Below are 22,850 nucleotides of genomic sequence, written 5' to 3'. Positions count from 1 at the left end.
GCCTGGGCCGCTGCACGTCGGCAGCCTCGCCTGGGTAGTGGGGTCGCACGGCATCGCGTGCGAAGGGATTCACTCGGCGGCGTTGTCACCACCCGTGGCGGCACCGTCACCGGCGCTGCGGTCGGTCACGCCGTACAGTTCATGCAGCGCGGCATGGAACGAGGCCGGCAGCATCGGGCCGTGCCCCAGACCCGGGAACTCGCGGTACTGCACGCTCAGGCCCGGCACCTTGCCCAGCCGCTCGGACAGCCGCATCGCCGCATCCGGGGTGGCGCCGCCGATGCGACGCAGGTGCGCGACCACGCGCGGGTTGTTCATGTCGCGCTTGCCACGATCACCGACTCGCTCGGCGCCGCCCAGCATCAGCCAGAGCTTTGCCGGCTGGCCATGCACGTTCTGCACGAACTGCTGTTCCGGATCACCCAGCGCCGCGCCCTGGCTCCACCACAGCGACGGGCTGGCCGCGAGGTAGGACTGGAAGGCGGCGGGACGGGTGTACAGCGCATTGAGCACGAACAAACCGCCCAGCGAGTGGCCCCACAGCGCTTGCTGCTGCGCATCGATGCGTGCACGACGCTCGACTTCCGGCTTGATGCGGCGTTCGATCACATCCAGGAAGGCTGCGGCGCCACCGCCGACCGCCTGGGTCGTGCCACTCTCATCGTCGGCACGGTCAATCCAAGCGGTGTAGTCGTGGGTGCGCGCTTTGGAATCGATGCGCAGGTCGTTGTCGTAGCCGATCAGCACCAGCACCGGCGGCACCTTGCGCGCGGCCAGCTCGGCCAGCAGCGGCTGGTCCAGCACCATCGCCACGGCATTGCCGTCCAGGGCGTACAGCACGGGCAACGGGGCCTTGCTGGCCTTTGCCGGGAGGGCAAGGTTCACCCGCCAGCGGCGCTGCTGGTCCGGGCTGTCGACCACGAACTGCTCGAAACGGTAGCTGACCGCTGGCTCGTCGAGCACGGTATGGCCGATCTTCTGCAGCGGATTGCGCTGCTGGGCATGGGCGTACGGGATAGCCAGGAGCAGACCCATCATCAAGGCAGCCAGGCCGCAGGCCAGCGGGCCACGGCGCGTAGGCGGGACGAAATGCTTCATCAGCGGCGGCAGAAGCGGCCCAGGGCCGCCGGTTCACAAGGGACCGCAGTCTACCTCAAACGCGAATGATTATCACATCGATCAAACGTCACGCTGTGTATCACGCGCGCGCATGCCCGGGTTGCGCAAGGGGTAGCAATTCCCCTATTTTGCCGCCCATCGGGGCATTGGATCGCCCCGCTTCCAGCGCAGCCATGGATGGCGGGCACTTGCCGCCATCCGGAGCGCGTTCATCTGCACACAACCGCCATGGGATTGGATCCCATGATTGTGAGAACCCTTGAAGCACACCGCATTGATCGCCCTTACCCTCGGCCTGCTTGCACCGCTGGCTGCCCATGCCGCGCAGGATCTGCCAACGCTCTACCAGGCCTTTGAAGAGGCCGGCAACTCGACGTTGAGCATGGACCAGCTCAACCAGACGGTGACATTCACTGCCGTGGCACTGGGCGTTTCCAGCAACCTGGCGGGCGAGCCGCTGATCGAGGCAGGCGATGACCAGGGCAATGTCCTGGCCCGGCTGACCACCGACGACGAGCATCAGGCCGCCAGGCTGGCGGCACTGGAAGAAGGCGCGACCTTCACCGCCAGCTGCACGCTGCAGTTCAGCTCCGGCACGGACTACCTGTCCTTCGGCGATTGCAGCATCAAGTAAAGACGAAGCCGGCGAAACGCCGGCTTCTCTTGTTTGCCCCTGTAGAGTCGAGCCATGCTCGACTCCCGAAGCGTCACGGCCCCACAGGCACCGGACCGTAGGCATTCTCCTGCGGCGTGCCCGGCAGCAGCGAGAAGATCATGATCACGATCCCGCCGCCCGGCACCAGCGCCAGCAGGAACAGCCAGCCCGACTGGTTGCAGTCATGCAGGCGGCGCACGGTCACCGCGATCAGCGGCACGATCGTGACCAGCCACATCACACACAGCAGCACCACCATGCCAATCAGGATGCCAGCCAGCGCATCAGCACTGTTGCGCAGGAGGATCGCCAGCACACCGGCCAGCAGGATCACTGCCGTTGCGACGAGGAACAGGAACAACTGGTACATCCAGTACTCGCGGCGGTTGGCGCGGCCCTCGAACTGGGCGTAGCGCTTCAACGGCAGAATCATTTCCTGCACGGCATCAATCCTTGAAAAAGTAGCCGCGCAGTGTGCCAAATGCACGCGCGCAGGACAATTGGCGACGAACCATGCTCGACTGCCATTACCTCTGTAGAGCCGAGCCATTCTCGGCTGCTGTTCCAAGAGGTACCTGTAAGCCCATGCAAGAGCGAAGTCGAGCATGGCTCGACGCCACATAAACCGGGTCAGCGGCCCTTAGCGGCTCGCGCGGCCTCGCGCTCTGCGCGCAACCGGTCCAGCTTTTCCTTCAGCTTGATTTCCAGGCCACGCGGCACCGGGTTGTAGTACACGCGCTCGCCCATCGCATCCGGGAAACCGGTCTGGTCCAGCGCGATGCCCCCTTCGGCGTCGTGGTCGTACTGGTACTCGGCGCCGTAGCCGAGTTCCTTCATCAGCTTGGTCGGCGCATTGCGCAGGTGCAGCGGCACCTCTTCGGTACCACTCTCGCGCACGTCGGCCTTGGCCTGGTTGAAGGCGGCATAGCCAGCGTTCGACTTGGCGGTGCTGGCCAGGTAAAGCACCAGCTGCGCGAACGCCAGCTCGCCTTCCGGGCTGCCCAGCCGCTCGTAGATGTCCCAGGCTTCCAGCGCCATGCTCTGTGCGCGCGGATCCGCCAGGCCGATGTCCTCGATGGCCATGCGGGTCAGCCGGCGCGCCAGGTAGGACGGATCGCAGCCGCCATCGAGCATCCGGGTCAGCCAGTACAGTGCGGCATCCGGGTTGGAGCTGCGTACCGACTTGTGCAGTGCCGAGATCTGGTCGTAGAACTGCTCGCCACCCTTGTCGAAGCGGCGGGTGCGGTCGGCCAGCACCTGGGTCAGGGTCTGCGGCGTGATACGCCCCCCCTCCCCGCCTGCCAGCTCTGCGGCAATTTCCAGCAGGGTCAGCGCACGCCGCACATCACCATCGGCGGCGGTGGCGATTTCCAGCAGCAGCTCGGGCGCGACCTCGATGCCTTCTTCGCCCAGGCCGCGCTCACGGTCGCCCAGTGCACGTTCCAGCGCCTCGACGATATCCGTTGGCGAGACCGCTTCCAGCACATGCACGCGGCAACGCGACAGCAGCGCCGAGTTCAGTTCGAACGATGGATTTTCGGTGGTGGCGCCAACGAACAGGATGGTGCCGCGTTCAATGTGCGGCAGGAACGCATCCTGCTGCGCCTTGTTGAAGCGATGCACCTCGTCCACGAACAGCACCGTGCGACGGCCTTCGGCGAAGCGCTGGGCGGCCTCGGCCAGCACCTGGCGCACTTCCGGCAGGCCGGACAGCACCGCGGAGATGGCACGGAATTCAGCGTCGGAGTACTCGGCCAGCAGCAGCGCCAGCGTGGTCTTGCCGCAGCCGGGCGGCCCCCACAGGATCATCGAATGCACGCGACCGGATTCGACCGCGCGACGCAGCGCGCTGTCCGGCGCCAGCAGGCGCTTCTGCCCGACCATTTCGTCGAGGGTGCGCGGGCGCATGCGCTCGGCCAGCGGGCGCAGGTGATCCCGATCGACGCTCAGCAGATCGGGGCCAGGGAAGGAAGTTGAACGATGTCTTGCCACCTGCTCATTGTACCGCGAGAGCGTGCCAACCAAGGTTGGCACCCACCAGGGCGGTGCAGGTTGACACCCACCAGAGCAGGTTGCACCGGGCCACAGGGATCGAGCGCCGGGCCATGCCCGGCGCCACCCATCAGTTACCGATGACGTCGGTTCCCTTCGGCGGGGTGAAGCTGAAGGTGCCGGCGGCGAAGCCCGGGTTGCGCTTCCAGCCGCTGAAGCTGATCACGGTGCGCTGGCCGACGGCGTCGGTAATTTCCATCCTGGCCAGGCCCTGCGCGTTGAAGCCCAGCGCGGCGTACTGGAAGCTGGCTTCGGTTTCGCGCTTCGGCGACAGTGACAGCCACTGCAGGCCGTCACGCGGTGCGGCCTCTTCGCTGACGTCGTACTGCTGCTCCAGCAGCGCCGGGTTGATCAGCGCGGTCAGCGGGCTGTTCTGCTCTTCCTTGCCCTGCTCGCGCACGGTGGCCTGCTCCAGGTCCGGCTCGTACATCCAGACCTTCTTGCCGTCGGCCACGATCAGCTGCTCATGCGGGCGCACGTACTCCCAGCGGAACAGGCGCGGCGCCGACAGCGCCACGCGGCCGCTGGTCGATTCCTTCACCTTGCCACGGCTGTCGAACACCTGCTGGCTGAACTGGCCATCCAGGCCCTTCAGGCCACTGGTGAAGGTCTTCAGGTCATCGCGCGCGCCAGCCCAGGCGCTGCCGGCGGCGGCGCAGGCCACGGCCAGGGTAGTGGTGGCAAGGAAACGGCGGAAGCGGAAGTTCATGCGGAAATCCTGTGGGCGCGGGCGCCAGGAAAGGTGGTTGCCAGTGTGCCCGGGGAAAGATGAATGGGCGATCAGGGCGACATTATGCCGCCCTGAACGTCCATCGGCGATTCAGCCGCCGGATGCCGGCAGCTTGCCGTACAGCACCTGGCCACGGAAGCCGCGCCGCACTTCGCGATACAGCGCGCGGAACGCCGGATAATCCTGCGGCTGGCACAACGCCTCCGGCCCACGCACCGCATTCTGCTGCAAGCGGTGGTGCACGATCACGTCCTGGCCCTCGCGGCTCCAGTCGACCCGGTACTCACCCGCGGCGTTGCTGAAACGCTGGCTCGCCGGGATGGCGATGATCGGTGCATTGGCCGGGAACTGCAGGCGATAGGTCTCTTCGCGCAGGCTGGCATTGCAGTAGAACGGGGTCTCGTTGGCCGGCGCCGAGGCGGTGGCGTACAGGCCGCGCACCGACTCGCCACCCGGCGGGTCCGGCACGGCCATGCCGCCGGCCACGCTGAAGTCGGCGTAGTCCTCGGCCTGGAACGCCATGCGGTAGCCGAACGGCCGGGTCAGGTCGACCGGCACGCCCTGGATCTGCAGCTGCCCTCGCCCGTCGAAACCGGAGGCGGCCATGATCTGCTCTTCAGCGCGCGCACGATTCTGTGCGTTGAGCTGGGAGAACTGGGCGCGCATGCCGATCTCGGCGTTCTCGCCCAGCTTCGGAATGGTCTCGCCGCGCAGGTTGCCGTTGGCGTCGAAGGTGAAACGCACTTCCATCGAGGTGGCATTGCGCTCCGGCGTATTGGCCGGGGTGCGCGCCAGCGTGGCGTCACGGGTACGCATCACCGGGGCGCCCAGGTCACCTTCCGGCAACTGCCCGAAGCGCGCCCACGCGGTGGTCGAATCCAGGTACAGATCGAATTCGGGGATGTAGGTGATGGCATGGTTGAAGCGGCCGAGCACCGGGATCTTCGGCAGCGTGGGGCCGCCACCGGCACCGATCAGCACCGGCGAGCTGGCGATGCCCTTGGCCGCCAGCAGCGCCTCGAGGATCGTCACATGGTCCTTGCAGTCGCCGTAGTGGTTGTCGAGGATACTCTGCGCGCTGTTCGGCTCCAGTCCGCCATTGCCCAGGTATACCGCCACGTAGCGGATGTTCTGCGCAACCCAGCGGTACAGCGCGTCCGCCTGCTCGCGGCGGTCGCTGATACCAGCGGTGATCTCATCAGCCAGCGCCTGCAGCGCCGGGGTCACCTCGGCCGCCGGGCCCGCCTTGAGCTGGTAGGCGCGACCCATCTGCGACCAGTCACGATAGGTACTGGCCATGATGTTCGGGCCGAACTCCCAGCCCGCCGCCGACCAGTTCTGTGCCGGCATGGCTTCGCGACGCTGGTAGCGCCAGCGCCACTGCGCCTGGCCGTTCTTCACCGTCGGGCGATCGCTGCCCTGCACGCCACGGCTGTCGACGAACATGGGCAGGTTGGCCGGCGCACTCAGGGTGACCTCGGCGTCCTCGTACTCGGTAAACACATTGAACGTCTCCCACAGGCCGAAGTAGCCCGGGAAGTACGGCGTGGCCTGCGTGCGGCGCACCTGGTAGTACAGGCGCGTGCCCGGGGCCAGGTTGGGGAACACGATCACCCGCACCTTGCGATCGGCGTACATCGCCGCCGAAGCGCTGGAGTAGCTCTCCTGGGTGTAGATGCGATCGGCCGGCACGTCGCGGCGCTGGCCGTCGGCGGTGATGGTGTAGGCGCCGAGCACTTCCAGCGTTTCCATCTTCTCGCTGTAGCTCAGCCGCACCTGGCTGAACTGCTCGACGGAGGCCTTGGTCTTGAGCAGCACTTCGTAGGTTTCGGTCTGCACATTGCCCGCATCGGGCCGCACCTGGTAGTCGGCGCGGTAACGGACAATGCTGAAATTATTGCTGGCTTCGGTATCGCCGCGGGTGGAAGGCGGCGCCGTGGCGGGCGCGGAGGTGGCGGTGTCTGCCAGTGCCGGGCCGGCAGCCAGGAAGGCTGCCAGCGCCAGCGCCAGCGCGCTTGGTACGGGGTGAAGCATGCGTCGGTTCCTTGGACGTCGTGGGGGATACGTCGGTTCTTACTTCGGCGGCGGCGGTGCCAGCACCGTGCGGTCGCCGTTGTGCTCGGGCGGGCTGACCACCCCGGCCGCTTCCATGGCCTCGATCAGTCGCGCTGCACGGTTGTAGCCGATCTTCAGCCGGCGCTGCACGCCGGAAATCGAGGCACGGCGGGTCTCGGTCACCACCCGCAGTGCTTCGTCATACAACGGGTCGGACTCGTCGCCGGACGAACTGTTCTCCGGCAGCCCGGTGGCGCCGACGACCACGCCGTCGCCCATTGTCTGCACTTCGTCCAGCACGCCGTCGACATAGTCGGCCGGACCCATCGCCTTGAGGTGCTCGACCACGCGATGCACTTCATCGTCGGACACGAACGCACCATGCACGCGCTCGGGCAGCGCGGTGCCCGGCGGCAGGTACAGCATGTCGCCGTGGCCGAGCAGGGTTTCCGCGCCGGACTGGTCGAGGATGGTGCGCGAGTCGATCTTGGAGCTGACCTGGAAGGCGATGCGGGTCGGGATGTTGGCCTTGATCAGGCCGGTGATCACGTCCACCGACGGGCGCTGCGTGGCCAGGATCAGGTGGATGCCGGCCGCACGCGCCTTCTGTGCCAGTCGCGCGATCAGCTCTTCCACCTTCTTGCCGACGATCATCATCATGTCGGCGAATTCGTCGATGAAGATGACGATGAACGGCAGCGTTTCCAGCGGGCGCGGCGCCTCGCCCAGCTCGGGGTTCGGCTTGAACAGCGGGTCCATCAACGGCTGGCCGGCATCCTGGGCTTCCTTCACCTTCTTGTTGAAGCCGGCCAGGTTGCGCACGCCTACAGCGCTCATCAGCTTGTAGCGGCGCTCCATCTCGGCCACGCACCAGCGCAGGCCGTTGGCGGCCTCCTTCATGTCGGTGACCACCGGCGCCAGCAGGTGCGGGATGCCCTGGTAGACGCTCAGTTCGAGCATCTTCGGGTCGATCATCAGCATCCGCAGGTCTTTCGGCGACGCCTTGAACAACAGGCTCAGCACCATCGCGTTGACCGCCACCGACTTGCCCGAACCGGTGGTACCAGCCACCAGCAGGTGCGGCATGCGCGCCAGGTCGGCCACGGTCGAGCGGCCGGCAATGTCCTTGCCCAGCGCCAGGGTCAGCACGCTGGCCGACTTGTCGTACTCCTTCGAACGCAGCAGCTCGGACAGGTAGATCATCTCGCGGGTGACGTTGGGGATTTCCAGGCCGATCACCGACTTGCCCGGAATCACGTCGACCACGCGCACCGACTTCACCGACAGGCCGCGCGCAATGTCCTTGTCCAGCGAACTGATCTGGCTGACCTTGATGCCCGGCGCGGGCTCGATCTCGAAGCGGGTGATGACCGGGCCGGGATTGGCACCGACCACCTGCGCCTCGATGCGGAAGTCCTTCAGCTTGAATTCGATCTGCCGCGACAGCGCGTCCAGGGTTTCCTTGTCGTAGCCCACCGGCTGCGGCTTGGGATCGTCCAGCAGGGCCAGCGGCGGCAGGTCCGAGCCATCGCCATTGACGCCACGGAACATCGGGATCTGCGTGTCGCGCTTGGCCCGGTCGCTCTTCTCGATCACCGGTTCAGGGCGTGGCTCGATCTTGACCGGCTCGCGCTTGGCGCGCACCTCGGCGTCGGCCTTGCGCACTTCCTGGCGCTCCTCGCGCATCACCCGGGTCTGCTGCCACTCGGTGACTTCTTCCTTCTTGCGCGCCAGCAACGGCGCCAGTGACATCACCCCGCGGCCGATCTTCTCCATCACCGTGAACCAGGACAGCCCGGTGGCCAGGGTGATCGAGGCCAGCAGCAGCACCAGCACGAACAGGTTCGCACCCAGCGCGCCGAAGCCCACCGTAAGCGAGTTGCCCACCAGCTTGCCGAGGATGCCGCCGGCACTGGAGACATCGCCACTGAACAGGCGCACGTGCAGGAAGCCGGTACCGGCGATCAGGAAACCGACCAGGCCGACCAGGCGCAGCGCCGGGTCCAGGTCGTTCTCGCCCTTGCTCTCGCGCTTGAGCCCGAACATGGCGATCCACGCCAGCGCGCCCAGCACCACCGGCAGCAGGAAGGCGATGTAGCCGAACAGCTGCAGCAGCACATCGGCGATCCAGGCACCGGCGCGGCCGCCGAGGTTGTGCACCGGCGCGACCACGCTGCCGGTATGCGACCAGCCCGGGTCGGTCGCTGAATACGTGAACAGACTGGCCGCCAGATACAGCAGCGCCGGCGCGATGGCGATCAGGCCAAGGTCGCGCCAGAGGCGTTGGCGGCGTGGATTGTCGGTCGTCGCCGCCGCGGCCGTGCGACGTGACGCCTTGCTGTCGTCGGACTTGGAGCGTTCGGGGACCTGCTTCGCCACCTTAGACCATACCTTTGGAATGCGCTGTTAGTGATTGATAATAAATGAGACGGCGTCAGTTTTCAGTTATGCGACGTCCGGCAGGCCAATCAGAGGGCCGAAACCACTGCTGGATGACGGCGTTCCGTTCATCGGCTTGAATCGCCCTGCCCCAGCCGCCACTCTATGACCAGCCACGGATGCTGCGCAAACATCGCCAGCGCCTTGTCCCATCTACCTTTTCGCGAGTCTACATGAGCACCAGCCTGCCCTCCCGCCACCAGCGTCTCGTCATCCTCGGTTCCGGCCCGGCCGGCTGGACCGCCGCCGTCTACGCCGCCCGCGCCAACCTGAAGCCGGTCGTCATCACCGGCCTGCAGCAGGGCGGCCAGCTGATGACCACCACCGAGGTGGACAACTGGCCGGGTGACGCCCACGGCCTGATGGGCCCGGACCTGATGGCACGCATGCAGGCCCACGCCGAGCGCTTCGAGACCGAGGTCATCTTCGACCACATCCACACCGCTGACGTGTCCCAGCGCCCGTTCAAGCTGATCGGCGACAGCCACGAGTACACCTGCGATGCGCTGATCATCGCCACCGGCGCCACCGCCAAGTACCTGGGCATTCCGACCGAAGACGAGTTCAAGGGCCGCGGCGTGTCCGCCTGCGCCACCTGTGACGGCTTCTTCTACCGCGACCAGGACGTGGTCGTGGTGGGTGGCGGCAACACCGCCGTGGAAGAGGCCCTGTACCTGTCCAACATCGCCCGCAAGGTCTACCTGGTCCACCGCCGCGACACCCTGAAGGCGGAAAAGATCATGCAGGACAAGCTGTTCAAGAAGGTGGCCGAGGGCAAGATCGAGACCGTCTGGCACCACCAGGTGGAGGAGGTGCTGGGTAACGACGCTGGCGTGACCGGGGTGCGCGTGAAGTCCACCCTGGACGGCAGCACCCGCGACATCGATGCCCACGGCTTCTTCGTGGCCATCGGCCACCACCCGAACACCACCCTGTTCGATGGCCAGCTGGCGATGAACAACGGCTACCTGGAAATCCGCTCCGGGCTGGGCGGCAACGCCACCCAGACTTCGGTGGAAGGCGTGTTCGCCGCCGGCGACGTGGCCGACCAGCACTACCGCCAGGCGATCACCTCGGCCGGCTTCGGCTGCATGGCCGCACTGGACGCCGAGCGCTTCCTGGATGCCGAGGGCAAGGCCAGCTGAAACGCTGACCATGCTCTGTAGAGTCGAGCCCTGCTCGACTCAAACAAAAGGCCGACGCGAAAGCGCCGGCCTTTTTGCCTTCAGTGACCAACCAACCCTGCCGCCGCAACACTCAATCCACCCGGTCGCCGTATGCACTGCACCCTGTGCCTGACCGGCGGCGATTTCACCCCATCGGCATCGACCACCTGCGTGTTCCAGAACAAGGGGGCACTGCCAGCGTTCTCGCACTTCATGATGATCTGACTGGGCTTCTCGTCCGGTGCAGCGATGTGGACCTTGCCGTCGGTACAGGTCCATCCGGGCGGACAGCCCACATTGGTGGTGACCAGATCAATCGGATATCGGGGGTGGCCCTCAAAGACCACATCGACGCGCCGCGAACTCCCCGCGGACAGCTCGATGGACTGGATGGGCTCCACCTTCAACGGCACGCAACCCTCCCCTTCACGGAACAGCCGATAGCCTTTCTCGACACCCTTCATTGAGGCGGTGCGAAAAGCCGGGTCCAGCAAAGCTGCGGCATCGGTTGGGTTCGTGTGGAAGGCAACTTCGACAACCACGGATGGCATCTGCGCGAAACCGTTCTCGCCGTGGCCGGCAGCTGCACCAGCCGCAGCCACAGGAAAGTCTGCATACCCCTCCTGTGCCGTAATGAGCTCGCGCATGTAGCAGAGCACCATGTCGGCAAGCCTTTGATCACTCGGCTTGCGTGGATGGTAATAGACGCGCGTTCCCCGAGCCGCACCCGAGGCATCCGCATTCGTGTGAATGCTGAACAACCCCGCTGCACCAAGATGATTCGCATAGTAGGGCCGAGCACGAATATCATCGGAAACCTCCCTGTCTGTCGCCGTGCTGTTGGCAAAGTGATTCCAGATATCCGGCCGATCCGGCAGCAGATCGCGGAGATGGTATCTGGATGACATTTCGCTCCAGGCCCGCCCGGACTCTGGATGCAGGTCGCCCTGATTGCGACGCGCCCGGTGGACCAACCGTCCTCCGCGCTCTTCCATCAACTGCTGCAGCTCTTCGGCATAGCCAGGGGTGATCAGATCCTCCTGGACGCCATTCATGGCGGGGCGCTGGAACTCCCATTCCAACCCAGGATGTACACGAACCAGACCGTGACTTGCAGAGACCAGTACCGAGTTCGCCATCGAAGCATCCGATGACTGAGATCGTGCCGAAGTCATGATTGGAAAGTGCTCCCAGTAGGGCCTTCCTTCGTACAGGACCTCCGACTGGAGCTCGCCCGCACCGGATTTCATTGCATAAGTCTCAAGCGAGCTCCGGATGTACTGCTCGATTTCCTCAAGCGAGTGATCATCCTCCGCAGGCAACATGCCGGGGCCGAAGCGAATGATCAGTCGCTGACGCTCCAGATCGACCGAAGCATTTACGACCACATGAGTTGACCGCGACGTTCGGACCTGGTGTGCGTCAAGTATCCGCTGCGCCTCTCGCGTCAGCAGCAGATCCAGCCCCGGATCACTCTCGATCGCCTGTACGGGCCGAGCAATCGCTGCCGGCCCAGCGCCCAGGCCAGCAATGATCAGCGCAAACGCAGAACAACGGAGAGCATGCATGCATTCCATATGTCGAATCCTTCGATGTGGGTATGCGCCAGATGGGCGCGAAGATCGAATGTCCTATCCAACTCCCAGCTACATCGTTGAACCGACTCGCGATTTCGACCAATTCGGATAATCCTCAAGTCGAGTGCGGCAATACTTTTCGCACTCCACCTGCCCTATCCTTCCCCCATGCCCTCCCCCCGCTTCCTCGACTCCCTGCAGTCCATTGCCGCCACCGACTGGGACGCCCTGCACGACGGCCGCAACCCCTTCGTCAGCCACGCCTTCCTCTCGGGCCTGGAACAACACGGCTGCCTGCGCGAGGACTGGGGCTGGCAGCCCCGGCACTTCACCCTGTGGGAAGGCGACCGCCTGATGGGCGCCATTCCGGGTTACCTGAAGACCAACTCGCACGGCGAGTTCGTGTTCGACCACGCCTGGGCAAACGCCTATGCGCGCCATGGCCGCGACTACTACCCGAAATGGCTCGGCGCAGTGCCGTACTCGCCGGTCACCGGGCCGCGGCTGTTGGCCCGTCACGATTCAGACCGCGCCGCGCTGCTGTCGGCGTTGCGCGATGCGCTGCCGACGCTGGACGTGTCCTCGGCCCATATCAACTTCCACACCGCAGTGGACGAGGCGCTGTTCGGTGATGACTGGCTGCTGCGTGAAGACGTGCAGTTCCAGTGGCAGAACCCGGGCGAGTGGTACACGTTCGAGCAGTTCCTCGGCGCGATGGACCACAAGCACCGCAAGAACATCCGCCAGGAACGGGCCAAGGTCACCCGCCAGGGAATCACCTTCCGCGTTGTGCACGGTGATGACGCCAGTCGCGCCGATCTGCAGGCGATGTACCGCTTCTATCTGCAGACCTTCCTCGAATACGGCAACGCCCCCGCGCTGACCGAGGCCTTCCTGCGCCACCTGGCCATTTCATTGGGCCGCGGGCTGGTGCTGTTCCTGGCCGAACAGGACGGCGAACCGATTGCCGGCGCGCTGTGCCTGCGTGGCGGAGACACGCTGTATGGCCGTTACTGGGGCGGCGCCACCCTGCCCGGCCTGCATTTCGAGGCCTGTTATTACCAGGGTATCGAGTACTGCCTGCGCAAAGGGCTGACCCGTTTCGAGCCGGGCGCGCAGGGCGAGCACAAGCTGGCGCGGGGCTTCCTGCCGACGCTGGTACGCAGCCGGCACTGGGTGGCTGATGCGGACTTTGCAGAAGCACTGCAGGACTGGTGCCGGCAGGAGCGCCGCGATGTGCGGCGCTACCAGCAGGAGCTGCAGGGACATGGGCCGTTCCGTGCAGTGCCGTAGTCTCGAGCATTCGCGACCTGGGTGCCCCCGGGAAAAGCGTGCCAACCCAGGTGGGCGCCTACCAGAGCAATAGCGAGAGCCGCACGTATTCGTAGAGTCGAGAGCGATGGTGAGGACACCCCGCTCAGGTGCACTGCCAGAAGTGCCCGGTCACCCGGCACTTCGCGCACCAGAACGTGTAGAGCATGCCGCCACTACCCCATAGCAGCGCGCCTCCACCGGTGGTCGGCAGCGTCGAGTCCAGCTGCATCACGAACGGCATTTCCTCGCCGCAATCGATGCACGCCGGGTACCAGGCACTCTGCACCCAGCTCGGCGCGCCACCCACGCGCGACAGGTTCTGTCGATGATTGGACTGCCCCCAGTCCTGCTGCCGCCAGCGCGCGCTGTCCATGACGGCCAGGCCCACTTCGGCGCGCATCAGGTCACCGCTGTCGCTGGGCGTGGCCGGTACTGCGCGGTACTGGCTCGGGTGGCAGGCGGGCAGACCAGCGGCGTCATGGCGATAGAAACGCACGGGCGGCTCCTCCCAGCCACAGCAATCCAGGCACAGCCCCAGCGTGATCTCACCCTTTGCGCCCGGCTGCAGCGCGGCGGCATCGGTCTGCAACAGGCGCTGCAACGGCGCATGGCAGCTGCCACATTGTGCCTCCAGCGGCCCTCCCATACAGCCCACGTGACGCACCCGCCCGCCATTCCAGGTTGGATGCAGGCGCCAGATACGCTTGCGCCACCTCGGCTCGTCCGCCTGCTGCGCGCGATGCTGCTCACGACCGAAGCGGATATGCAGCGGCTGCTCGTCATGCAGGTGTCGCGGCTGCGGCCCGTCGGCAACCCCGGCCCAATGCGCCCACACGTCGGCATCCAGCCGACCCCAGTCGGCAAGGTAGCCCCGCGCGGTGGCGTAGCTCCCGGTCTGTGCCGCCAACAGCAACGCCCTGGCCCGCGCCATTTCGCGATCATCATCGGCTTCGGCCAGGATCTGTGCCCAATGCGCGGCAGTGGCAGGGGGCAAGCCCCGCCATACCTGTGAGGCCAGCTGCAGCTCATCTTCAATGGCCACCGCCAGCAACGCCTCCCAGTCATCCTGCAGCACCTGCGGCGCCTGGTAGCTGGCGAACTCCATCACGCTGGCCAGCAGTTCACCGCGCTCGCCGTCGCGATAGCGGCGCCAGGCCTCGGCGCAGACCGGCGCAACCGCTTCATCGGGCAGCAGGTCCAACGCCATGTCGAGAAAGGCCGAAGCCGGTGAGCGCCGCGCCAGCGCAACCCGGATCAGTTCGCCCAGCTGACCCGGCGCCTCGCCAGCCAGCGACAGCAGCATGTTCTGGCTGTCGTTGCGGGTGCGCGGGGTGTCGTGCACATCGAGGATGGCACTGATCGATTCACTCATGCGGGGCTCCTTGCCGACGGGAACTGATGGTGCCAGACATCGCCGATCACCACGACGAATACAATGGTGGCATGACCCGCCAGTTGCCCTGGCGCCTGGCCGATACGCCGGACGCCCCCTTTCCTCCGGCCGAGACCGCGCTGCGCCAGCCTGATGGCCTGCTCGCCGTCGGCGGTGACCTGCATCCGGTGCGCCTGCTCAATGCCTACGCTGGTGGCATCTTTCCGTGGTTCAGCGAGGGCGAGCCGATCCTGTGGTGGTCACCGGACCCACGCGTGGTGTTCCGCACCGGTGGCGTGCACCTGTCCAGCCGCTTCCGCCGCCAGTTGCGGAGCAGTACGTGGGAGGTCACCGCCGACACCGCCTTCAGCCGCGTGATGCGTGCCTGTGCGGCGGCACCGCGGCCCGGCCAGGACGGCACCTGGATCAGCCCGGCGATGGTCGAGGCCTACAGCCAGCTGCACGACCTGGGCTTCGCCCATTCGTTCGAAGTCTGGGACCGGCAGACCCTGGTTGGTGGCATCTACGGGGTCGCGATCGGGTCGATGTTCTTTGGCGAGAGCATGTTCAGTGGTGGCAGCGGCGGCTCCAAGATCGCGCTAGCGGCGCTGGCATCCACGCTTAACGGCTGGGACTGGGAGCTGATCGATGCCCAGGTGGAGAATCCGCACCTGTTGCGGATGGGTGCCGAGCACCTTCCGCGCGCGGAATTCCTGCAGCACGTGCGCCGGGCCGTGCGCGGTGACGGCCGGGAAGGCCCATGGACCCAGGCGGTCGGGCGCTTGCCAGCACGGGGTTTGGCCGGGGGTTAACACAAACTTTGCAAGCTGGCGCCGTCACGCGTAAAATACTGCGCCTTAGGCCCAGCGTGGCCGTTTTCTGAACCGCACAGGACTACATGTCGAAAGACGATTCCATCGAGTTCGAGGGCACCGTCAGCGAGACGCTGCCGAACACCACTTTCCGCGTTCGCCTGGAAAATGGGCACGAAATCATCGCCCATATCTCCGGCCGCATGCGCAAGAACTACATCCGCATCCTCACCGGTGACCGGGTCAAGGTTGAAATGACCCCGTACGACCTGACCAAGGGCCGTATCACCTACCGCATGAAGTAAGCGGTCGGCGCCTGGCGCCATTTCGACAAGGCCAGCCCTGGTTGCTGGCCTTTTGTCATGTCCGGAATCCGGCCCTGCCGGAGGTCACCGTGACCGAGCTCACCGTGGCGTCGGTCAGCCCTGCTTGCGGCAGATTCGCGCTTGCAGCCGCCGCGGCATCGTGGGATCCGATCCAGTCCGGATCGCCACCCCCGCCCGACCATGAACGCCCTGCTCCCGCACGTCCTGCTGCCGGCAGTTCTGCTGGTCAGCCTGCCCCTGGCGGCATTCGCCGCTGAACCCACAAAGCCCTCCAATGCATCCGAGTGCATCGCTCTCGGCGCCAATCGCGATATCCGCCCTTCCAGCACGGAACGCGAGGTGCTGCTGCGCGACGGTGACAGCCACTATCGGGTGCATCTGCAGAAGCGCTGCCTGGGCGCTGCCGCCTCGGCCAGCTACGTCTTCTTCACCCCCAGCACCCCTGAACGGATCTGCGGTGACGCCCGCAGTACGCTGAAGACAGACAGCAACCACTGCACTGTGACCCGGATCGAGCCGATCGACGCGGCAACCTTCAGGCGGCTGGCACAGCAGGGGCGTTGAGTTGTGGTACATGCAACAAGGGCGGCCGAAGCCGCCCTTGTCCCTTCCCGTATCGGGCGCAGGCCCGCGTAGAGCTACTCCACCGTCACCGGCAACAGGCGCTCCGGCTCGGCCTGGGTCTCGACCACCAGCTCGTCGTCGCGCACGTCGATACTGACCTTGCCGCCGTTGACCAGCTTGCCGAACAGCAGCTCGTCGGCCAGCGGGCGCTTGACCTTGTCCTGGATGACGCGGGCCATCGGGCGAGCACCCATCAGCGGGTCGAAACCGTGGTGGGCCAGCCAGTCGCGCGCGGTCGGGGTTGCCGACAGGCTGACGTGCTTCTCCTGCAGCAGCATCTCCAGCTCGATCAGGAACTTGTCCACCACGCGCAGGATGTGCTCGAAGCCCAGCGCCTGGAACTGCACCACCGCATCGAGGCGGTTGCGGAATTCCGGGGTGAAGCTGCGGCGGATGGTCTCCATCGCGTCGGTGGCATGGTCCTGCTTGGTGAAGCCGATCGAACGCCGCGAGGCCTGCGCCGCGCCGGCATTGGTGGTCATCACCAGCACCACGTTCTTGAAGTTGGCCTCACGACCGTTGGTATCGGTCAGCACGCCGCGGTCCATCACCTGCAACAGGATGTTGAAGATGTCCGGGTGCGCCTTCTCGATCTCGTCCAGCAGCAGCACGCAGTGCGGCGTCTTGACGATCTTCTCGGTCAGCAGGCCGCCCTGGTCGAAGCCGACGTAGCCCGGAGGGGCACCGATCAGGCGACTGATCGAATGCGGCTCCATGTACTCGGACATGTCGAAGCGGACCAGCTCGATGCCCAGCTGCAGCGCCAGCTGCTTGGTCACTTCGGTCTTGCCCACACCGGTCGGGCCGGCGAACAGGAAGTTGCCGATCGGCTTTTCCGGGTTGCCCAGGCCCGAACGGGCCAGCTTGATCGCCGAGGACAGCGTCTCGATGGCCGGGTCCTGGCCGAAGATCACCATCTTCAGGTTGCGCTCCAGGTGCTGCAGCACATCCTTGTCGGTGGCACTGACCTGCTTGGCCGGGATGCGCGCCATCTTGGCCACGATCGCCTCGACCTCCTCGACGTCGATCAGCTCCTTGCGCTGCCCTTCGGGCAGCAGGCGCTGGCGGGCACCGGCCTCATCGATCACGTCGATGGCCTTGTCCGGCAGCAGGCGGTCGCCGATGTGCTTCACCGACAGGTCCACTGCGGCCTGCAGGGCCTCGTCGGAGTAGGTCACGCCGTGATGCAGCTCGTACTTGGACTTCAGGCCCTGCAGGATCTCGTAGGTCTCGCCCACCGTCGGCTCGACGATGTCGATCTTCTGGAAGCGGCGGGCCAGTGCCCGGTCCTTCTCGAAGATGCCGCGGTATTCCTGGAAGGTGGTCGAGCCGATGCAGCGCAGCTCGCCGGAGGCCAGCGCCGGCTTGATCAGGTTGGACGCATCCATGGTGCCGCCCGACGCCGAACCGGCACCGATGATGGTGTGGATCTCGTCGATGAACAGCACCGCGTTGGGCACCTTCTTCAGTGCCGTCAGCACGCTCTTCAGGCGCTTCTCGAAGTCACCACGGTACTTGGTACCGGCTACCAGTGCGCCCAGGTCGAGCGAGTAGATCACCGCGTCGGCCAGCACGTCGGGCACCGAACCTTCGATGATGCGACGGGCCAGGCCTTCGGCGATGGCCGTCTTGCCCACGCCGGCCTCACCCACGTACAGCGGGTTGTTCTTGCGACGGCGGCACAGGACCTGGATGGTGCGCTCGATTTCGTCGGCACGGCCGACCAGCGGGTCGATGCGGCCTGCCCGGGCCTGGTCGTTGAGGTTGCTGGCGAACTCGGTCAGGGCATCCCCCTTGGGCTCGCCCTCCCCGCCTTCCATGCGGCTCTCGCCTTCCGAGGACGAAGACGGCTGCTCGCCCTCCTCGCCCAGCTTGGCGATGCCATGGGACAGGTAATTGACCACATCCAGCCGGGTCACGTCCTGCTGGTTGAGGTAATAGACGGCGTGGGAGTCCTTTTCGCCGAAGATGGCGACCAGCACGTTGGCGCCGGTGACCTCCTTCTTGCCCGAGGACTGCACGTGGTACACGGCCCGCTGCAGCACGCGCTGGAAGCCCAGCGTCGGCTGGGTATCGCGGCCGTCATCCTCGGCCAGGCGGGACACGGAGGCCTCGATGGCCTGCTCCAGCTCCTGGCGCAGGCGTTCGGCGTCGGCACCACAGGCCTTCAGTACAGCCTGGGCAGACGGGTTGTCGAGCAGTGCCAGCAGCAGGTGTTCGACCGTCATGAACTCATGCCGGGCCTCACGGGCGCGCTTGTAGCACTGGCCGATGGTGTGTTCGAGGTCTTTGCTGAACATGGATTACTCCGGCGGCAGATGGGGACAATATGCGGCCTGACTACACGTTTTCCATCACCCTAGCGGATTGCTGCGTTCAGATGGCGTTAGCAGTACACATCGCTTGATCTTCATTCACTCCAGGACAGCCCGCCCAGCATGAGCGAACCCTACCTGAGCCGCTGGCGATTGCGGCGTGATGGCCCGGCACTCCGTACGCCCCACGCCCGGCTCTGGCCGGTGCTGACCGCTGCGGGCGAGCCAGCGATGCTGAAGATCAGCAGCGAGACCGAGGAGCAGAACAGTCATCGCCTGCTACGCTGGTGGAACGGCGATGGCGCCGCCCGCCTGCTGGCCCACGAGGGGCCTGCGATCCTGATCGAGCGTGCCCGCGGTGACTCGCTGCGGCAACGCTCGATCGAGGGCGACGATGACGCCTGCACCGCGATCCTGTGCCAGGTCCTGCAGCGGCTGCACCGGCCACGGAGCGCGCCGCCAGGGGAACTGGTCTGCCTGCGTACATGGTTCGCCGACCTGCTGCAGCCAAGGGCTGTCCTGCCGCCACTGCTGGAACAGTGCAGATCACTGGCGGAGGGGCTGCTGCGTGACGAACAGGAGATCCGGCCGCTGCACGGCGACCTGCACCACGACAACGTGCTGGATTTCGGCGCGCGCGGCTGGCTGGCGATCGACCCGAAACGGCTGCTGGGCGACCGGGCCTTCGACTACACCACACTGTTCAGCAACCCGGACCTGTGCGGTCCCGGCATCCATGTCGCGACGCGCGCGGAACGGTTTGCGGCCCGTCTTGAACAGGTCAGTGCGCTGGCGGCGCTGGAACGACCGCGCCTGCTGCGCTGGATCGCGGCCAGTACGGGATTGTCGGCGGTCTGGTTCCGGGATGACGGCGACCCCGCCGAGGTCGACGAGGCAGTGGCGCGTATGGCGCTGGAGGCGTTGGCGGAGGGGTGACCCAGCTGTAGAGCCGAGCCTGCGCTCGGCTGCCGTTGGCAGAGATCTGGATGCCTGGGTGAGCAGCAGCCGAGCGCGGGCTCGGCTCTACAATCTTCCGGAATCGGTGTACCCGGACGAGAATCGCCAGCCGGTCAGGCCTTTTCCATCGTGCACAGCAGCGGGTGCTGGTTCATCCGCGAGTACTCGTTGACCTGGGCGACCTTGGTCTCGGCCACTTCGCGGGTGAACACCCCGCACACGCCGCGGCCGCGGGTATGGACGTGCAGCATCACCTGCGTGGCCTTGTCCAGGTCCATGCTGAAGAACTGCTGCAGGACGTCCACCACGAAATCCATCGGGGTGTAGTCGTCGTTGAGCAGCATCACCTGGTAGAACGGCGGCGGCGCCACTTCCGGGCGCGCGGCCTCTACGGCGACGCCGTGCTCGTGCTGGGAATCGGGGGAAGACTCATGGGGCATCGGGCCATTATAGAGGCTCGGGCGAGCCTGCGTCGGCCCGCCGCAGATTGGACGGCACGCACGCCCGCCGTCACAATTGCACCCTCTCTCAGTAATGTTTCACAGGATCTTCATGAAAAGGACCCTTCTCTCCACCCTGCTGATCGCCCTGGCTGCATCCGGCTCCGTCGCCGCAGCAGACGCCGACAAGGCCGTGGCCCGCCACCTGGACAAGCTGGGCTACACCTACGAAGTCGATGAGGACGGCGACTATCGCATGGTCTTCGACGTCGAGGGTGACCGCACCCAGATGGTCTATGTGCGTTCGGCGGTGGAGGATTTCGGCACCCACAACATCCGCGAGATCTGGTCGCCCGCTTACAGCACCAAGACCAAGCAGTTCCCGGTGGCCGTGGCCAACCGCCTGCTGGAAGATTCGCAGGATGCCAAGATGGGCGGCTGGGTAAAGCAGGACACCACCGCCATGTTCGTGGTCAAGATCGACGCCGATGCCACTGCCGACCAGCTCAGCGACGCCATCGATGCGGCCATCCGCACCGCCGACGCCATGGAGCTGGAACTGACCAAGAAGGACGACTTCTGAGTTGAACGCCACGCCGGACCCGCGCTGGGCACCGCACGCCACCGTCGCCACCGTGGTGGTCGACGGCGGCCGCGTGCTGCTGGTTGAAGAGACCATTGACGGCCGGCAGGTGCTCAACCAGCCGGCTGGCCACCTCGAGCCCGGCGAAAGCCTGGCCGAGGCAGCCCTGCGCGAGACCCGCGAGGAAACCGGCTGGACGGTGCAGCTGACCCATTTCATCGGCTGCTACCAGTGGACGGCCGGCGACGGCACGGCCTTCCTGCGCTTCTGCTACGCGGCGCGCCCGGTCTCGCATGACCCGGCGCAGCCGCTGGACACCGGCATCGACCGCGCGCTGTGGCTGACCCCGGCCGAGCTGCGGGCCGCCGGCGAACGCCAGCGCAGCCCGCTGGTCTGGCAGGTGGTGGCCGATTACCTGGGTGGCCAGCGCCACCCGCTTTCGCTGGTCCGGGAGGTCGCATGAGCACTCCGCGCGTGATGGTGGGCGTCTCTGGTGGTGTCGACTCCTCGGTCGCCGCCTGGCGCCTGGTACAGCAGGGCGAGGCCGTGGCCGGCCTGTTCATGCAGAACTGGGCCGACGACGGCAGCGGCGACTGCCGCGCCGAGGACGACCGCCGCGATGCGGTGGCCGTCTGCGGCCTGCTGGGCATCCCGTTCCACTTCCGCGATTTCTCCAGCGAGTACTGGCAGGGCGTGTTCGAACACTTCCTGGCCGAGTACGCCGCCGGCCGCACGCCGAACCCGGACGTGCTGTGCAACCGCGAAGTGAAGTTCAAGCATTTCCTGGATGCCGCGCGCGAGCTGGGCGCCGAGCGCATCGCCACCGGCCATTACGCGCGAGTGACCCAGCGCGGCCACCAGTGGCTGCTGCTGCGCGGCGCCGACCGCTCCAAGGACCAGAGTTACTTCCTGCACCAGCTGGGCCAGGAACAGCTGTCGGCGACCCTGTTCCCGATCGGCGACCTGGAAAAGACCGACCTGCGTCGGATCGCGCGCGATGTCAGCCTGCCGACCCACGCCAAGAAGGACTCCACCGGCATCTGTTTCATCGGCGAGCGCGACTTCCGCGAGTTCCTCGGCCGCTACCTGCCGGCCAAGCCTGGCCAGATCCTCGACCCGGCCGACGGCAGCGTCATCGCCGAACATCCGGGCGTGTTCTATTTCACCCTCGGCCAGCGCGAGGGCCTGAACATCGGCGGCGTGCGCGGCCGCCCGGCCGCACCGTGGTACGTGGTCGGCAAGGATGTGGCCAGCAACGTGCTGTATGTGGACCAGGACCGCGACAGCAAGTGGATGCTGTCCGACCGCCTGCGTTCGGAAACCGCGCACTGGATTGCCGGCTCGCCGCCGGCGCGGCGCTTCGAATGCACCGCCCAGACCCGCTACCGCCAGCCCGACGAGCCGTGCACGGTCGAGGTGCTGGACGATGGCAGCCTGCTGGTCACCTTCGCGCGCCCGCAGCGCGCCGTTACCCCCGGTCAATCACTGGTGCTGTATGACGGTGAGGTGTGCCTGGGTGGCGCGGTGATCGCCGCCACCGATGCGCCGCTGGAACAGCGCCTGCGCACCACCCCTTCCCCTTTTGAGGTAATCGCTGCATGAGTTTCACTGTCGACGACCGCGTCCTGGCCCTGGCCGGCATTGCCCAGGCCCTGCAGCAGGTACGCCGCATCGCCGATACCGGCCATTCCGACGCCGCCGCCGTGCGCACCGCCGTGGACAGCGTGTTCCGTGTCGATGCGTCCTCGCCGCAGGAGGTGTTCGGTGACCGTCATGCACTGAAGGCTGGCCTGCGCCTGCTGCACAACTACTTCCGCAGCCAGGGCCAGGACCCGATCCTGCCCAAGCTGGCCCTGTCGGTGCTGCAATTGGAGCGCCGCTTCGTGCAGGACGGCGCCACCGTGAACAAGGTCGCCTCGGGCATCGAGCGCGCCCAGCGCCAGGCCACTGAGCTGGGCGACAGCGGCCATCCGGATGTGCTGGCCAACCTGGGCGGCCTGTACGCGGACACCATCAGCCACCTCAAGCCGCGGGTGATGGTGCAGGGCAACCCGCACTACCTGGGCCAGGCCGGCGTGGTGGCCGAGATCCGCGCCCTGCTGCTGGCCGCGGTGCGCGCTGCGGTGTTGTGGCGGCAGCTGGGCGGCAGCTACTGGGACTTCCTGTTCAGCCGCAAGGCGATGATCGAGGCCGTGGACCGGCAGCTGGCCTGAGCCCCGGGGGTCGGATCCCCTCCCGGCACGGAAAGGGCTCCGACCCCGAAGCCGCCAAGGCGCCGGAAAACCGGCGCATTCAGAATGCACTTCGAGGCACA

General features: G+C 66.2%; 21 protein-coding genes. 11 read left to right on the top strand and 10 right to left on the bottom strand.

What is annotated here, in order from left to right; genetic code table 11:
- Positions 1 to 69: 69 nt before the first annotated feature.
- On the bottom strand, positions 70 to 1,098 hold the full coding sequence (locus tag ACZK29_RS10345; protein WP_111202639.1) for an alpha/beta hydrolase: 1,029 nt from the start codon (positions 1,096 to 1,098) through the stop codon (positions 70 to 72).
- 280 nt (positions 1,099 to 1,378) lie between these two features.
- Here ACZK29_RS10345 and ACZK29_RS10340 point away from each other — a divergent pair, with 280 nt between their 5' ends.
- Positions 1,379 to 1,753: a hypothetical protein gene (locus ACZK29_RS10340; protein WP_111202640.1), complete on the top strand. Its 375-nt coding sequence runs from the start codon at positions 1,379 to 1,381 to the stop codon at positions 1,751 to 1,753.
- Positions 1,754 to 1,826: 73 nt separating this feature from the next.
- On the opposite strand, the gene ACZK29_RS10335 is transcribed toward ACZK29_RS10340, so the two are convergent.
- The 5 genes from ACZK29_RS10335 to ACZK29_RS10315 all read right to left on the bottom strand — a co-directional run bounded on the left by ACZK29_RS10335 (position 1,827) and on the right by ACZK29_RS10315 (position 8,990).
- Positions 1,827 to 2,216: a DUF805 domain-containing protein gene (locus ACZK29_RS10335; RefSeq protein WP_111202641.1), complete on the bottom strand. Its 390-nt coding sequence runs from the start codon at positions 2,214 to 2,216 to the stop codon at positions 1,827 to 1,829.
- 188 nt (positions 2,217 to 2,404) lie between these two features.
- On the bottom strand, positions 2,405 to 3,682 hold the full coding sequence (locus tag ACZK29_RS10330; RefSeq protein WP_227199431.1) for a replication-associated recombination protein A: 1,278 nt from the start codon (positions 3,680 to 3,682) through the stop codon (positions 2,405 to 2,407).
- Between the two features lie 214 nt (positions 3,683 to 3,896).
- Positions 3,897 to 4,535, bottom strand: coding sequence for an outer membrane lipoprotein periplasmic chaperone LolA (gene lolA / locus ACZK29_RS10325; protein ID WP_106548558.1), 639 nt, complete (start codon positions 4,533 to 4,535; stop codon positions 3,897 to 3,899).
- A gap of 111 nt (positions 4,536 to 4,646) precedes the next feature.
- Complete coding sequence (locus tag ACZK29_RS10320; protein ID WP_111202642.1) at positions 4,647 to 6,590, bottom strand: DUF3857 domain-containing protein; 1,944 nt, start codon at positions 6,588 to 6,590, stop codon at positions 4,647 to 4,649.
- A gap of 39 nt (positions 6,591 to 6,629) precedes the next feature.
- Complete coding sequence (locus ACZK29_RS10315) at positions 6,630 to 8,990, bottom strand: DNA translocase FtsK (protein WP_478447009.1); 2,361 nt, start codon at positions 8,988 to 8,990, stop codon at positions 6,630 to 6,632.
- Positions 8,991 to 9,223: 233 nt separating this feature from the next.
- Here ACZK29_RS10315 and trxB point away from each other — a divergent pair, with 233 nt between their 5' ends.
- On the top strand, positions 9,224 to 10,195 hold the full coding sequence (gene trxB / locus ACZK29_RS10310; RefSeq protein ID WP_106548561.1) for a thioredoxin-disulfide reductase: 972 nt from the start codon (positions 9,224 to 9,226) through the stop codon (positions 10,193 to 10,195).
- Between the two features lie 80 nt (positions 10,196 to 10,275).
- Here trxB and ACZK29_RS10305 read toward each other — a convergent pair whose 3' ends face one another.
- A complete protein-coding gene (locus tag ACZK29_RS10305) occupies positions 10,276 to 11,784 on the bottom strand; it encodes an N-acetylmuramoyl-L-alanine amidase family protein (protein WP_239503925.1) in 1,509 nt (502 codons plus the stop codon).
- Positions 11,785 to 11,961: 177 nt separating this feature from the next.
- Between ACZK29_RS10305 and ACZK29_RS10300 the strand changes: the two genes are divergently transcribed.
- On the top strand, positions 11,962 to 13,086 hold the full coding sequence (locus ACZK29_RS10300; protein WP_111202644.1) for a GNAT family N-acetyltransferase: 1,125 nt from the start codon (positions 11,962 to 11,964) through the stop codon (positions 13,084 to 13,086).
- 124 nt (positions 13,087 to 13,210) lie between these two features.
- Here ACZK29_RS10300 and ACZK29_RS10295 read toward each other — a convergent pair whose 3' ends face one another.
- On the bottom strand, positions 13,211 to 14,479 hold the full coding sequence (locus ACZK29_RS10295) for a hypothetical protein (protein ID WP_164146407.1): 1,269 nt from the start codon (positions 14,477 to 14,479) through the stop codon (positions 13,211 to 13,213).
- A gap of 71 nt (positions 14,480 to 14,550) precedes the next feature.
- Here ACZK29_RS10295 and aat point away from each other — a divergent pair, with 71 nt between their 5' ends.
- The 3 genes from aat (at position 14,551) to ACZK29_RS10280 (ending at position 16,181) form a co-directional block, all read left to right on the top strand.
- Complete coding sequence (gene aat, locus ACZK29_RS10290; protein ID WP_164146444.1) at positions 14,551 to 15,291, top strand: leucyl/phenylalanyl-tRNA--protein transferase; 741 nt, start codon at positions 14,551 to 14,553, stop codon at positions 15,289 to 15,291.
- An 86-nt stretch (positions 15,292 to 15,377) separates the two neighbouring features.
- Positions 15,378 to 15,596, top strand: a complete 219-nt coding sequence (gene infA, locus ACZK29_RS10285; protein WP_005409596.1) for a translation initiation factor IF-1 — start codon at positions 15,378 to 15,380, stop codon at positions 15,594 to 15,596.
- 201 nt (positions 15,597 to 15,797) lie between these two features.
- Positions 15,798 to 16,181 carry a hypothetical protein gene (locus ACZK29_RS10280; protein ID WP_049432224.1) on the top strand — a complete coding sequence of 128 codons (384 nt, stop codon included), beginning with the start codon at positions 15,798 to 15,800 and terminating at the stop codon, positions 16,179 to 16,181.
- A gap of 74 nt (positions 16,182 to 16,255) precedes the next feature.
- Here ACZK29_RS10280 and clpA read toward each other — a convergent pair whose 3' ends face one another.
- Positions 16,256 to 18,541, bottom strand: coding sequence for an ATP-dependent Clp protease ATP-binding subunit ClpA (gene clpA / locus ACZK29_RS10275; RefSeq protein WP_111202647.1), 2,286 nt, complete (start codon positions 18,539 to 18,541; stop codon positions 16,256 to 16,258).
- Between the two features lie 138 nt (positions 18,542 to 18,679).
- Here clpA and ACZK29_RS10270 point away from each other — a divergent pair, with 138 nt between their 5' ends.
- Entirely contained in the window at positions 18,680 to 19,492 is an 813-nt protein-coding gene (locus tag ACZK29_RS10270; protein WP_164146406.1) for an APH(6) family putative aminoglycoside O-phosphotransferase, read from the top strand.
- A 134-nt stretch (positions 19,493 to 19,626) separates the two neighbouring features.
- On the opposite strand, the gene clpS is transcribed toward ACZK29_RS10270, so the two are convergent.
- Positions 19,627 to 19,953 carry an ATP-dependent Clp protease adapter ClpS gene (gene clpS, locus ACZK29_RS10265; RefSeq protein ID WP_005409592.1) on the bottom strand — a complete coding sequence of 109 codons (327 nt, stop codon included), beginning with the start codon at positions 19,951 to 19,953 and terminating at the stop codon, positions 19,627 to 19,629.
- 112 nt (positions 19,954 to 20,065) lie between these two features.
- On the opposite strand from clpS, the gene ACZK29_RS10260 reads away from it, so the two are divergent.
- The 4 genes from ACZK29_RS10260 to hflD are packed head-to-tail and all read left to right on the top strand — an operon-like array spanning position 20,066 to position 22,749.
- Entirely contained in the window at positions 20,066 to 20,536 is a 471-nt protein-coding gene (locus ACZK29_RS10260; protein ID WP_111202649.1) for a hypothetical protein, read from the top strand.
- Position 20,537: 1 nt separating this feature from the next.
- Positions 20,538 to 20,999: an NUDIX hydrolase gene (locus ACZK29_RS10255; RefSeq protein ID WP_111202650.1), complete on the top strand. Its 462-nt coding sequence runs from the start codon at positions 20,538 to 20,540 to the stop codon at positions 20,997 to 20,999.
- Complete coding sequence (mnmA, locus tag ACZK29_RS10250; protein ID WP_111202651.1) at positions 20,996 to 22,138, top strand: tRNA 2-thiouridine(34) synthase MnmA; 1,143 nt, start codon at positions 20,996 to 20,998, stop codon at positions 22,136 to 22,138. Before ACZK29_RS10255 ends, mnmA begins: the two co-directional genes overlap by 4 nt.
- Positions 22,135 to 22,749, top strand: a complete 615-nt coding sequence (hflD, locus tag ACZK29_RS10245) for a high frequency lysogenization protein HflD (protein WP_111202652.1) — start codon at positions 22,135 to 22,137, stop codon at positions 22,747 to 22,749. The genes mnmA and hflD overlap by 4 nt, the downstream gene beginning before the upstream one ends.
- The last annotated feature ends 101 nt before the right edge of the window (positions 22,750 to 22,850 follow it).

Source organism: Stenotrophomonas sp. 89682_Sma, from assembly GCF_056481405.1.
The sequence above is the reverse complement of the archived record's forward strand: the minus strand, read 5'-3'. Positions and strand labels throughout refer to the sequence as shown.

Bases quoted from the DNA above. Each gene is read 5' to 3' on its own strand.
- clpA (WP_111202647.1), bottom strand. From the start codon at position 18,541: ATGTTCAGCAAAGACCTCGAACACACCATCGGCCAGTGCTACAAGCGC.
- ACZK29_RS10300 (WP_111202644.1), top strand. From the start codon at position 11,962: ATGCCCTCCCCCCGCTTCCTCGACTCCCTGCAGTCCATTGCCGCCACC.
- ACZK29_RS10320 (WP_111202642.1), bottom strand. From the start codon at position 6,590: ATGCTTCACCCCGTACCAAGCGCGCTGGCGCTGGCGCTGGCAGCCTTC.
- clpS (WP_005409592.1), bottom strand. From the start codon at position 19,953: ATGCCCCATGAGTCTTCCCCCGATTCCCAGCACGAGCACGGCGTCGCC.
- ACZK29_RS10295 (WP_164146407.1), bottom strand. From the start codon at position 14,479: ATGAGTGAATCGATCAGTGCCATCCTCGATGTGCACGACACCCCGCGC.
- mnmA (WP_111202651.1), top strand. From the start codon at position 20,996: ATGAGCACTCCGCGCGTGATGGTGGGCGTCTCTGGTGGTGTCGACTCC.
- ACZK29_RS10330 (WP_227199431.1), bottom strand. From the start codon at position 3,682: ATGCGCCCGCGCACCCTCGACGAAATGGTCGGGCAGAAGCGCCTGCTG.
- infA (WP_005409596.1), top strand. From the start codon at position 15,378: ATGTCGAAAGACGATTCCATCGAGTTCGAGGGCACCGTCAGCGAGACG.
- ACZK29_RS10345 (WP_111202639.1), bottom strand. From the start codon at position 1,098: ATGAAGCATTTCGTCCCGCCTACGCGCCGTGGCCCGCTGGCCTGCGGC.
- ACZK29_RS10260 (WP_111202649.1), top strand. From the start codon at position 20,066: ATGAAAAGGACCCTTCTCTCCACCCTGCTGATCGCCCTGGCTGCATCC.
- hflD (WP_111202652.1), top strand. From the start codon at position 22,135: ATGAGTTTCACTGTCGACGACCGCGTCCTGGCCCTGGCCGGCATTGCC.
- aat (WP_164146444.1), top strand. From the start codon at position 14,551: ATGACCCGCCAGTTGCCCTGGCGCCTGGCCGATACGCCGGACGCCCCC.
- trxB (WP_106548561.1), top strand. From the start codon at position 9,224: ATGAGCACCAGCCTGCCCTCCCGCCACCAGCGTCTCGTCATCCTCGGT.
- lolA (WP_106548558.1), bottom strand. From the start codon at position 4,535: ATGAACTTCCGCTTCCGCCGTTTCCTTGCCACCACTACCCTGGCCGTG.
- ACZK29_RS10280 (WP_049432224.1), top strand. From the start codon at position 15,798: ATGAACGCCCTGCTCCCGCACGTCCTGCTGCCGGCAGTTCTGCTGGTC.
- ACZK29_RS10305 (WP_239503925.1), bottom strand. From the start codon at position 11,784: ATGCATGCTCTCCGTTGTTCTGCGTTTGCGCTGATCATTGCTGGCCTG.
- ACZK29_RS10270 (WP_164146406.1), top strand. From the start codon at position 18,680: ATGAGCGAACCCTACCTGAGCCGCTGGCGATTGCGGCGTGATGGCCCG.